Annotated in this window: 9 protein-coding genes; all 9 read left to right on the forward strand. The window is 50.8% G+C overall.

Going from position 1 to position 12,088, the window contains the following annotated elements; translation table 11 throughout:
• Nucleotides 1–84 precede the first annotated feature (84 nt).
• The 9 genes from ACFFLD_RS06065 to ACFFLD_RS06105 all read left to right on the forward strand — a co-directional run bounded on the left by ACFFLD_RS06065 (nucleotide 85) and on the right by ACFFLD_RS06105 (nucleotide 11,984).
• Nucleotides 85–3,750 (forward strand): ATP-binding protein, encoded by a 3,666-nt coding sequence (locus tag ACFFLD_RS06065; protein WP_386038072.1) that lies wholly within the window; start codon nucleotides 85–87, stop codon nucleotides 3,748–3,750.
• Nucleotides 3,747–4,382, forward strand: a complete 636-nt coding sequence (locus tag ACFFLD_RS06070) for a condensin complex protein MksE (RefSeq protein ID WP_386038075.1) — start codon at nucleotides 3,747–3,749, stop codon at nucleotides 4,380–4,382. Before ACFFLD_RS06065 ends, ACFFLD_RS06070 begins: the two co-directional genes overlap by 4 nt.
• Nucleotides 4,379–5,632: a hypothetical protein gene (locus tag ACFFLD_RS06075; protein ID WP_386038078.1), complete on the forward strand. Its 1,254-nt coding sequence runs from the start codon at nucleotides 4,379–4,381 to the stop codon at nucleotides 5,630–5,632. Before ACFFLD_RS06070 ends, ACFFLD_RS06075 begins: the two co-directional genes overlap by 4 nt.
• Complete coding sequence (locus ACFFLD_RS06080) at nucleotides 5,629–6,498, forward strand: DUF7281 domain-containing protein (protein WP_386038081.1); 870 nt, start codon at nucleotides 5,629–5,631, stop codon at nucleotides 6,496–6,498. The genes ACFFLD_RS06075 and ACFFLD_RS06080 overlap by 4 nt, the downstream gene beginning before the upstream one ends.
• A gap of 202 nt (nucleotides 6,499–6,700) precedes the next feature.
• Nucleotides 6,701–7,885 (forward strand): DUF262 domain-containing protein, encoded by a 1,185-nt coding sequence (locus ACFFLD_RS06085; protein ID WP_386038084.1) that lies wholly within the window; start codon nucleotides 6,701–6,703, stop codon nucleotides 7,883–7,885.
• Nucleotides 7,882–9,336, forward strand: coding sequence for an ATP-dependent nuclease (locus ACFFLD_RS06090; protein WP_386038087.1), 1,455 nt, complete (start codon nucleotides 7,882–7,884; stop codon nucleotides 9,334–9,336). The genes ACFFLD_RS06085 and ACFFLD_RS06090 overlap by 4 nt, the downstream gene beginning before the upstream one ends.
• A 128-nt stretch (nucleotides 9,337–9,464) precedes the next feature.
• Nucleotides 9,465–10,424 carry a hypothetical protein gene (locus tag ACFFLD_RS06095; protein WP_386038090.1) on the forward strand — a complete coding sequence of 320 codons (960 nt, stop codon included), beginning with the start codon at nucleotides 9,465–9,467 and terminating at the stop codon, nucleotides 10,422–10,424.
• 234 nt (nucleotides 10,425–10,658) lie between these two features.
• The gene (locus ACFFLD_RS06100; protein ID WP_386038093.1) at nucleotides 10,659–11,615 is read left to right on the forward strand and encodes a ribonuclease Z; all 957 of its coding nucleotides are present in this window, start codon (nucleotides 10,659–10,661) and stop codon (nucleotides 11,613–11,615) included.
• 81 nt (nucleotides 11,616–11,696) lie between these two features.
• A complete protein-coding gene (locus ACFFLD_RS06105; RefSeq protein ID WP_386038096.1) occupies nucleotides 11,697–11,984 on the forward strand; it encodes a HigA family addiction module antitoxin in 288 nt (95 codons plus the stop codon).
• Nucleotides 11,985–12,088 lie beyond the last annotated feature (104 nt).

Raw genomic sequence — 12,088 nt, forward strand, 5'->3', positions numbered from 1 at the left:
CTCAGTGTCTGGCAAACTAGCCGCTTTCAGCGATCAGCAAAAAGATCCGCATAGTCATTGAGATAGTCACTGAAAGGACACGGTATGGCCCACCTGCTTCGCATCGTGATGATTCACGGCCACCTGGAAGGGGTGGTCGAACTAAGTGTGGACGGCCACACCAATATTTGCGGCACCAACGCCTCCGGTAAAACCACGCTACAGCGGTTGGTGCCGGTGTTTTACGGCGAGCTTCCCAACAAGGTCGTGCCTAAAACCCGCATGAAGTTTGATGCGTTTTACCTGCCTCATCGCAACAGCTACCTGGTGTATGAATATCGCCGTGAAGCGGGCAATATCTGCCAGGCGGTGCTGACACGTAAACAGGAAGGTGGGGTGGAGTATCGCTTTGTCGGCGCGCCGTACCAGCCGGAAGATTATCTGGTGGAAAGCGAGGCGGGCGTTGCCGCGCTGGATTATACCCAGTGGGCCAGCGGCCTACGGCGCAGCGGTACGCCTGTGTCGCCCAAGCTCGGTGCTACCTCTGAATTTCGCTCGGTGATCCAAAACGATTTTACCCAGCTGCACGGCAACAGCCGCGACGGCCTCAAGCTGCGCCAGATCGCCGCGCAGTTTAGCCTGGTCAAACCCGAGCGCCGCATTCGCCATATCGAAAAGCTGGTCTCGGCGGTACATGCCAAAGAGGGCAAGATGGACACCCTCAAGACCATGCTGGCGGCGATTTTCGAAGAGGATGGCGTCGAGCTGCCGGTAACGCGAATTCGCAACACCAAGGCGCGAGAGTGGATTGCCCAAATGCGCCAGTCCATGCGGCTGGAGCCGCTGCAGGCGTCGCTCGCCCGGCTTGCCGGTATTGATCGTGAACTTGTCCATCTTGATGCCACGCTATGGCAACTCAAGCCCCAGCTTGAAGACGACCGCCAGCGGGCAGAGCGCCAGATGGCCGATGTCGATGCTGAGCTCGCCCGCCATCAGCGGGAATTTCAGCAGCGGGAAAGTGACTACGCCCAGGCGCGGGACGCGCTGAACGACCAGCACAGCGAAGTGGTCAGCGATTTGCAGCAGACCCAGCGCCGCTTGAACGACCTGCAAACCCAATACGAGCGGTATGCGGATGCGGATATGCCCGCCCTGGAGCGCGATATCAACGCGCTGCCCCAGTGGCGCGAACAGCGCGACCAGCTGCGCACTCACTTGAACGTGATGCAGGACGCGGTAAAAGAGAGTCAGGCACGCCTGGACGGGCGACTGCGCGAATTGTCCGAGGCGCTGGCCCGCCAGACCCGCGAAGCCCAGGAACTGATCGACTCCCTGGTCGAAGAGAAAGCCCTGCGCCGGGAGCAGCAGTGGGAAGCCGAACAGCAGCTTAATGAGCGCTACCAGCAGGAGCGCCAGCGCCTGGAGGGCGAGTATCAGGCGCAGTTGGAACTCGGCGTTGAGCAGCTAGCCGAGCTCAAGGCGCAGCTCTCGCTCTCGACCCAGACCGCCGAAGAGGCCAATGAGGCGGAGCTTGCCCAGGCGCGTCTGGATCAAGCCCAGCAGGAGCGCAACGCATCGGCCGCTACCTTGGACGGCCTGCGCCGCGAGTTTGAAAGCGGCCGCCGCGCTCGTGATGACATCGAACAGCAGCTGGTGCAGCTTCGCCAGCAGCTTGAGCGCGCCGAGCAGCGCAGTTTTGCGCTCTATCAGCAGCGCGACCCCGAGCAGGGCAGTCTGCGTCATTTTCTGCGTTATCACCGCCCCGGTTGGGAGCAGCAGTTAGGCAAGGTGATTGCGCCGGAGCTGTTGGAGCGTCGCGATCTTGCCCCGCAGTTGGCGGAAGGCGGCAGCGACGACCTGTTCGGGCTGGCGCTGGATCTTTCTGCCATCGCGTTGCCCGACTACGCCCAGGATGAAGCCAGCCTGCTGGCCGCCATCGAAGAGGCGGATACTGCCAAGCGCCGGGTGCAGGCAGAGTGCCAGGCCGCCGAGAAAACGCTCAAGCAGCATAACGAGCGGGTACAGCAGGCCGATGAAGCCCAGGATCAGGGCCGCATGGCCCACAAGCGCGCCGAGCAGGAAGTCGAGTTTGCGCTTGAGGCGCGTCGCCAACAGCAGGAGCGCCATACCAAGCGCCAGCAAGAGCGTCGTGCCGCCCATCAAACCGCGTTGGCCCGCCAGGAACAGGCTCAAAACGAGCTGCGCGAAGAGAAGCAACAGGCGCTTGCAGCGTTAAATGAAACCCATCAAAGCCAGCTATTAGAGCTAAAGGCCGATAGCCAGAGCCAGGTGGATAGCCTGGAGGCCCAGCTGCGCCAGTATAAACAGCAGTTGAGTGACGCTAATACCGAACACCAGCGTCAGCGCGCGGAACTGGAAGAGGCCTTTAGCCAGGAACTGGCCGAGCAGGGCGTCGACCCGGCCAAGCTAAAAGATACCAAGGAGCGGCTGGCAGGCCAGGATGAACGCATCCGCATCACCGCAGCTCGTCAGGAGGAACTGACCGAATACACTCGCTTTATGCGCGTTGAGTGGGGGCAGCACAAGCCGCAGCTGGTCGCGCAAGAAGCGGAGCTTGAACAGGCGGAACAAAAGCTGCAGCGTGACAAGGAGCATCTGAAAAACGACTTCCAGGCCGCGCGTAAAACCCACCAGAGCACGGTCAGCACGCTGAAAACACAGCGGGAAAGTGAACACGCCTGCCTGGAGGCCTTGAAGCCGCTGCTTACGCAACTGGAAGCCTTGGCCATCGAGCCTGACGGCCAAACCCCCAGCGCACCGCTGGGCGATGTGGACGAGCGCATCGAGCGCGCCCGCCAGGCCCTGGGCAATCGCCACCAGCAGATCGAACAGCTGCGCCGTGGCTGCCTGGAGGTCGAGAGCCAACTGATCAAGGACGCCAGTAGCGGCTTCGCCGAAGCGCTGGAGAGCGAGCGCAGCAAGCTGCAAAGCGACAACCCGCGCCTACAGTTGCCGCTACTGCGCGACATGCTCAAACTGCTCGAAGACCAACAGCAGCAGCTGATTCAGGAAGGCCGCAATCTGAGCGACGACCTGGACAAGTTCTTCACCGTGTTCCGCGATTTGAACCGGCGCATCAGCGCCCAGAGCCGTCGGCTGTCGGAAGAAGTCGCCGATGACCTGCGCCTGGAGGGCATCACCAAGGCCGAAGTGCGCATCCAGTCGACCATTGATGAACTCGGCTTCTGGGAGCCGTTGAAGCTGTTCGCCCAGCGCTATAAAGAGTGGCGCGAATCGGGCCAGACGCTGCCCAGCGACGACTACCTCAATACCCTGGCGGACGTGGTCGATCTACTGCGCAGCGACCAGCAGTACAGTTTTGAAAGCCTGCTGCGTCTGGAACTGCACCTGAACGAAGGCGGCACCGATCTGGTCATCAAGAACGACCGCCAGTTACTAGAGTCCTCCAGCCACGGCATGGCGTATTTGATTCTGTGTAAATTTCTGCTGGCGTTTACTCGCCTGCTGCGCGGCGATGCGGACATCGCCATTCACTGGCCCATCGATGAGATCGGCACGCTGGCGTACCACAACGTCGAAAAACTGTTCGACGCCTGCGACAGCAACCGTATTCATATCGTCGGCGCCTTCCCCAATCCAGAATCCGATGTGCTGCTGCTGTTCGCCAACCGCTACCTGATCGACCGTGATCAAACCAACCCCAACAAGCGGGTGTTAAAACGCATCGAACCACGGCTAAGCCGCCTGGCCGAACGGCTCCAGGAACGTCAGCAGGAGGTGACAGCATGATCGAACATGGCCCACTGCTTGAGCGCTTGCTGGCCGGTGAGTTTGTCTGCCCGATCAGCGATGAGAGCGGCTATCGCCATCTCACCAATGAAGAGACCCGCGAGGAGATCGACACCTACCTGCGGCCGCTCAATCGCCGCCTGGCCAGCAACGAAGAGGGCAGCGTCTACTTCCTCGCCTGGCGCCAGCTCAATGACAACGCCCGAGATCAGCTGTCGCGTCAGCTTAATGACACGCTCAATAGCCTGCTGCCGCTGCTGGAGTGGCTGCAGCTGGTTCAAGAAGCGTTAGGCCGCGATACCCTGGCCGCCCCCGGCGATGTGCTTAAACCAGCGGAATTCAGCGCCAAGTGTGAAGACAACCAAAGCCTGCGTGAACGCCTGGAGCGCCTGGCCACCGACAGCTTTTTTGGCTCGCAAAGTGACCAGCTCGATGCCCAGGTGAAACAAGTCTTCAAGCGCTTGAAAGAGCACGGCTACCTGCTCCAGCCCCATTCAGAGCGGCAGGTGTTTGTGGTCACCGGCAAGATCGACTACCTGGTGGATCTGGTGCGCTTTATCCGCGATGAAGAGAACCTGCCCATCGAAGCAGGTAGCGAGGAGGGCTCCGGCGCCCAGGAGGCGCTGTTGTGAGTACGAGCGTGAACAGCCGTGGGAATGAGCTTGAAAGCCGCCTGCTGAAAACCGGCAGCGAACGGCTGGCACTGCTCGGCAAGCATTCCGAGGCGCTGATGCAGGCCTACACCCGCGATGAAGTGCCGCTGGAATCACTCAGCGACAGCGCGCTGCGTAAGCTGTTGGCAGCGCGCGTTCTATGGCGGCCGGATGAGCAGAGCGGCGTGAAGTTGGCGCCCAAGGTGCGCGAACTGATCGCCGAGATGCTCGCCGACGAGACCCGCCGCCATGTGAATGCCGACGTGGCGGAAACCCTGGAGCTGATTCGCTCATTGGTACACAGCTACCGGGAGGCGCGTAGCCGCGGCGAGCACTGGCGGCTGGAGCAGCAGTTGATGCGCCTGCGCCAGGAGGTCGACGACCTGAACGGACGCTTTGCCGATGCCATCGACAGCTTATGGCAGCGGCTAAATAGCGATTTCGGCTTTGTCAGCCAGCTCAACGACAAGATCCGCGAAAACGACCGCGCCCAGAAACAGATCGCGAGGCTTTTGGATGGCCTGGCGTTGATCGATTTCGACGAATTAATTGAACTGGTAGGCAGTGACGGCAGCCTGCGCAAACTGTTGATCAGCCAGCTTCAACAGCAGTTAAGCCAGCACTACACCGGTTTGCGCGAAGTGCAGCGGCGCTTGATCGAGCTGATGGCGCGCTTTCGCAAGCAGCAGGCGCGTAGCCGCCTGATCAGCGGCATGGCCGCCTTCATGCGCGAACATCCAGGCTTTGTGCCGGGCAACTATGCAAGGCGCAGCGATGTACCCAACTTGGTTAATCAGGCCGCACCGCTAAGCGCGGCTGCTGCCCCAGCGATTGATCGTAACCTGGATAGCCGACTGCTCGCCGAGCTGCTGCACCAGCTACCCCAACCGCGCCACACCACCCAAACCGTAGAAGCCGCCGCCCCTGCACAAGCACAAGAAAGTAGCCTCGCCGCCGCCCGCCAGCAGGCGCTCAAGCAGGATGTGGAACACTTCTATTTGAGCGTGATCGACCAGCCCCTGGCGGAGCCGGTCAGCGCCCTTGCGTACCTGCACGAAAGCCCGCTGGAATGGCCGGATGAAATCTGGCTGTTCCAAGTGATTTCCGAATACCAGGGCCTACCGCGCAGCGACCAGCGCGCGTTTCGGCTCAAACAGCAGGAGAGCCAGGCCAGCCAATTCAACAACCTACGCCTGATCCACGATGTAGAACTGCAGCTGGCCGTATGAACCTACCCAGCCGCGCCCGCAATGGGCTGAACGGTGTGGCCCGCGAACTTCTCCGCCAGCCCACGGTGGAGAAGCCCCGCCGCCAGTGGGTAGACGACGTAGTGGCTTGGTGCCACCAGCACGACATTGACCTGGCCTCGCGCATCAACAGTAAAGCACTGCGTTTTGACGCCGCCTTACTGGCGCAGATTAATGACGTGTTAGATAGCGCCCGAATAGCGCCACTGGGCCGCTCACTCAGCGGACTGACCAGCAGCGCCCAAGCGAAAGAGGGCGTAGAAGAAGACAAGGCCACCCGCGAAAGCCCCCGTGCGCGAAGGGTACTCGTCAGTTTTCCGCCCCAGCCAATAGCAGGGCTTGCCAACGAGCAGCGCACTATTCGTGATGTGGATGTACTAGGGCTAAAACTGAGCGCGTTCAGCGCTCTAATCCAGGTTGAAAACCTGGACAGCTTCTATGAGTTCTCGCCGGATATTCCTGTACTAAAGAGCTACATTAACCCGCTGGTCGTCTACCGCGGTGATAGCCACTACGGTGGAGGCTTTGCCTTACTGGCAGAGGCTTGGCACAAAACCCGACGACCACATATCTACGCCGGTGATTTCGATGTAAAAGGCGTCACGCTAGCGCTCGACAGCAACGCCACCCACTTGCTCCTGCCTACCATCGAATGGCTCACCCAAAACGCCACGACTCTGCATGTGCCTGCTGAACAGTTCCCCTACCAACGGCGGCTTCGCAAGCACCTTGCCGCGCTGCCAACAGCCCATCCTTTGCGTGACTACCTAACTTTGTTGTTGGAAAAGCAGCGGGGGCTTAAGCAGCAGTGGTTTGGTGGGGAGATCGTATCTACTGTGCTTGCGTGAGGATAGATATAGCAAAGTTTTCGGGAGACGAAATTGAAGCGTATCTCCGAATTTACTTTTGCTAAAAAGATAGCTAATGGAGTAAAGTCAATCAGATGGGGGTATAACCTTAATGAATGATCGGCTACATTTCTTCAGGAAGTGTGGTTAACCTAAGAGCTAATGTATAGTTAATAAGTGCTCTTCGATATTAGGAAAAAGAATGCATTTAACACCTTCTGACCCAGATATTGCCACTTTGTATAGAAAAATAAAGCAAAAAAGGCTTGATTTGCAACCAAACTTTCAACGTGGTGAAGTTTGGGGGAGACCTAAAAAACAACGCTTAATTGATAGTATTTTGCGTGGTTGGCATATTCCACCTATCCATGTAATAAAAGTTCCAAATAGTGAAAAGCAAGAAGTGTTAGATGGTCAGCAACGATTAGCTGCTATACGCGACTTTTTAGAGGGTGAGTTTTCCATCAATGGTAATTTAGATCCAGTTGAACCATATATTATGGAGTTGGATGGACTATCATGGGCTGATCTTCCAAAAAATATCTCGGGAAAAATTGAAGATTTTACAATTAGACTGTTAACAATATCTGACTATAAGCCCGGCGAGCCTGGTGAGTTGTTTTATCGTTTAAATCAACCGACAAATTTAACGTCAGCTGAACAAAGAAATGCATATTTTGGTGAAGCTCGACAGCAGGTAAAAGACTTGTCGGAAGTTATGATAGAGTTAGGTTACAGCCGTGAGACATTGGGCTTTTCTAATTCGAGGATGGCTTATGATGATGTAATATCAAAATTTTTACTTACTCTCGAACTTGGCACACTAAAAAGAAAAATAACTGCTAATACTGTTACGTCTCGATATAGAGATAGTGATGGATTCTCCAGTAATTATATTGTTGAGGCCGAAGACGTTCTTTTAACGTTTTACAATTGTTTGATTTATACTGATAGGTCAGTTAAGTTGAATAAGGCCTCTACGTTAAGCTGGCTAATATTCATTTGCTCATATCGTAGGTTGTTTAATTCTGAAGAAGCGCTTAAAGAATTTTTCTTGACCTTTGAAGTTATAAGAAAAGAAATTAATAGTTCAGTTGATATAAGTTATTTGCCTAAAGGGATAAATAAAGGGTTGGTAAATAAAGTCATAGCTATATATCAGGATAGGAGTGGTTCGCGAGTAGCAGATACTTCTTCAGTAGTTTTAAGAGATATGTGTTTATGGCTGTTGTTTGTATCTTATTTTCCGGAAGTAAAAGATCAAAATTCTAAAACATTGGCTGTGTATGACTCTATGCATTATTTGGCGACAATTGCTCCTTCATCTATAACCGAGAAAAGCCTTGAGGAGATTGCGGATAGTCTTTCGTGGGGTCAGAAATTATGATTAATTTACGCCAAGCTAAGATGAATGATCATTGGCGAACTGCTTTTAAGAGAGACTACTCTTTAGTAGTTAAAGACATGGTGTTTAGCGAAGGTGAGATTTTTGGGAATGCCAGCTTAAAACTAAAGCCTGGCGTAAATGCTATTGTTGGAAAAAATGGAGTTGGTAAAAGTAGTTTTATACGAGCTATTTATAATTCGTTAATGTGTGATTCAAGCAATAGAAAGAAATTCTCAAATCTTTTAGATAAAAGTAAAATTGAGCTCGATTTGACTATTTCAGGAGAAGATTTTTCACTAAATCTGGTTCCTTTCGAAGACAATGAAATTGAACAAGATATTTTATGTTTACTGTTTGATCCTTGCTCGCTTATTCCAGAGATCCAGAATCTATTCAATCAACAAGATAATTTTAATGAGCTATTAGAAGCTTTAAGTTCTGTTCCATTATCTGAAGATGAGCTAAAGCTTGCAAGTTTTATAACCAATACAGAATACTCATCTATTGAAATTATAAATATTGAAGATGAATACGACTCTTTTCCAATGCTTCCTTTTTTTACGGTCGACAGGGAGGGGGTTAAGTATGATAGTAGGAACATGGGGCTTGGCGAACTGTCACTATTATATTATTTTTGGATCATTGATTATATTAGGAAGTCAAAAAGCAACTGTTTGTTAATTATAGAAGAGCCAGAAAGCTTCCTTCCTCCTCTAATCCAAAACCGGTTGTGTGATGTGCTTGCAATGACATTAGCAACGGAAGGGACAGCATGTTTAATATCTACCCACTCAGAGCATATATTAAGAAAGATTCCACGATCTCATATACACATAATGTGTCGTATTTTACAACAGACAAAGTTTTTCAACGCGGCTTCACACTTTGAACGCATGGATGTTCTTGGGCTTATGGCTCCGAAAAAAGGACTTCTGTTTTACGAAGATCACGCAGCTTATTTGTTTGCTAAGTCGCTTATTAAAGTTTCACCTTTATTTGTTTTAGATAGTTTTCTTTATCATTGTTCAGGTTCAGAAGGTGATGTTTTATTAGACCTGAAACGTTATCCTAGCACGATGACAGACTTTTCATTCTTAGCAGTGTTTGATGGAGATTGTAGAGAAAGATTGGCAAAAGATCTGCAAGGATTTGAGAATTTCGTTTTTTTACCATCTTCTTTGTCACCTGAAGAACTTATAATTTCATATTTGAGAAGAGAAGAATTAACTCATTTGGCAAGTCATATAGGTAAATCAGTAGAGGATGTAGCAATGGCAAAGGAAATTTGTGCAGGCTTAGATCATCATGACTATTTTGTGGAAATGGCTAAATCGCTAGCTTTATCATACGATGACCTATTTACAAAATTATGTGATTTATGGATTGGTGATGAAGAAAATTTTGGAAGTGTTGCAAGATTTTTTGCTGAGCTGGATAGGAGTATAAAGTGAATTGATTTTAGTTTATAAGTCTTTCTTTTGTTGTGGTTTTTCTAAAAGAGTGACTGTTTTTATTCAGTCAGTCTTTTAGGTTGTTAAATGAAAAGTAACTATGCAAAGTCTTAGCAGGAGATATAAAATTGAGCTTTATTGCATTTAGCTGGCTTTTAATTGCAGGTCTTGGTGGGCTGTCGGTATTTGTTTATAATGTTTCAAGTCTTGCAGATGATGCAGTAAATTCAGAAAGTAAGAAAAAAATTAAAAATATAGTCAAAAATTACAAATCTACGCCTACCTTTCGCCACTCTTTTCTTACATTTACATTAGCTTCTGATGTATATTTTGGTGAAAAAATTATAAGCCTAAAGTCATTTTTGAGATCGCTTGCATTAAGCCTTGGCTGGATGGTTGTTATAACACTAGTATGCATTTTCATATTTCCAAAATATAGGTCGTGGTTCTCTGAAGAGGGAATTTATAATTTGATTTTGGAATATGGTTTATTGCTACTTTTGTCTGTAGTGATTTTAGATTTTATCTCAGTAAGTCTTACAAGGTTAATAGTGAAGAAATCCAAGCCAAATGGTATTATAAAGCTTTTTTTTGTTTTAGCTTTTGATTTGTCTTTTTCTATCTTGATTTTTTATATTGGCTTCTCGTTTGCAAAGTACTTCATTGTAAACCCTGTATGGATTGGCTTTGACACATCGTTGTTAGTTTGGGTTAATCTCGATCAGCTGCCGATATTGCTTAATACATTAAATGATTTAACATCTGATATGCTCCAAAGGCAATCTGATGGAACTATTTTGATAAAAGGAGGATGGGAGACTGAAGTTTTTTACGCATTTCCAGAAGGGATTGCCTTCTATTCTAGTTTGTTAACATCAATTTGGCTTTGGTTGCACACTATTTCTTATGTGTTGATGAAGATTAGTCTTTCATTTGATAGTGGCAAAGGGAAGCTGATGTCTTTTTTTGATATAGAAGGTAAACCGTTTAAGTCATTGGGTATTATTGTTTTGATTCTCTATGCTGTATTGGTTTTAATAATTATTGCCTTTGGTTTTGTTGTTGGTTGGTTTAGGGGTGTATGGTAGTAATCAGCAATGTTAGTTTTGTATAGCTTGAGGTCTGCCGATGAAATAGCTTTCATGCTTGCTACATTATTGGTTGTTTATTTTGGTAATAAATGTGCTAATGCCGATGCCGATAGATTTCTGCTGCATTGATATATTTCTAACACCTATCTCAAGGCAGTTTTTTTACACATAGCTAACTGGGAGACTACAGTCTTGCTTCCAAAGCAAGTACATAAGAGATCAAAATAAGCTATGAACTTACTCTTCCTCGGCACCTCCGCTGGTGTACCCACTAAAACAAGAAACGTCTCCGGCGTCGCTTTGCGCGAGAGCAAAGGCAAAGGCTGGTACCTGATCGATTGTGGTGAGGGCACCCAGCATCAGGTCTTGCACACGAAGCTGTCGTTTCATTCGCTGAAAGCCATCTTTATTACTCACGTTCACGGCGATCACTGCTATGGGCTGCCGGGCATACTGGCGAGTGCGGGAATGGGTGGACGGAAAACGACGCTTACCATTGTGGCGCCCACAGGCATCAAAGCGTGGTTTGAGGCCACCTGTGAGGCCACACAGCTATGTTTGCCCTTCGCCCTGGAATTTATCGACTCGGACGAGCTGCCCAGCGTCGAGTTTGAGAGCATCGCGGTTACCACTTTCAGGCTTTCACACCGGGCTTTGTCTTATGCTTATGGGTTTACGGAGACAAAGGTCGACGCTGCCTTGGACGTGGATAAGTTAGCGCAAAAGGGCATTCCGAGAGGGCCGTTGTGGGGGCAGTTGAAGCAAGGGTTTGATGTTGAGTTTGAGGGTGAGCGCTTAAGAAGCCATGACTACCTGATCTTCAAGCACAAGCCGAGAAAAGTCGTGATCGCTGGGGACAATGACCAGCCTGACTTGCTGTTTGAAGCGTGCGCGGGGGCACAGGTGCTGGTGCATGAAGCCACCTACACCGAAGAGATGGCCCAGAAGGCCGGTGATGTAGGGCATAGCTACGCCAAGCTTGTCGCCGCGTTTGCCGAATCGGTACAGCTGCCCAATCTGGTGCTGACGCACTTTAGTCCCCGTTACCAGCTCAACCCCCATGCGTCGCCGTCTATTGAGGACATCCGACAAGAAGCCCGGAGCGTCTATTCGGGGTCGCTTTATTTGGCGCGGGATTTTGGTGAATACACACTGGATAAAGCGGGCCACTTTTCTGAACTAGCATAGCAAGTTTCTCGACTCTTTTTGATGTGTACCATACTGATGCCGAGATCGTGAATTACGAAGATTACCACTGAGGTACCGACTATGCTGATGCACAATCCTCCCCACCCTGGAGAAGTATTACGCGAGCTTTGCTTGGAGCCCCTTGGTCTTACTATTACAGCCGCTGCGGAAGCGCTCGGCGTAAGTCGCAAAACGCTCAGTGCTGTGCTGAACGGCAAGGCCGGTATTAGCCCTGAAATGGCGGTGCGGCTTTCTATCGCGTTTGATACCTCTGCGGAAAGCTGGCTGAACCAGCAGTCCCAATACGAACTCTGGCATGCCGAGCAGCATCGCAAAGAGCTTAAAGTAAAGAGGCTGGTTGCCGCTTAAAGCAGCGGTGGTATAAGTACACCCTGGATAAATCGGGCCACTTTTCTGAAGTGGCGGGCGATTAACCGATTTCATCCCTCCGCTCCTTGAGTCCTTGCCGCGCA

The organism is Vreelandella sulfidaeris (assembly GCF_042429665.1).
Taxonomy (GTDB): Bacteria; Pseudomonadota; Gammaproteobacteria; order Pseudomonadales; family Halomonadaceae; genus Vreelandella.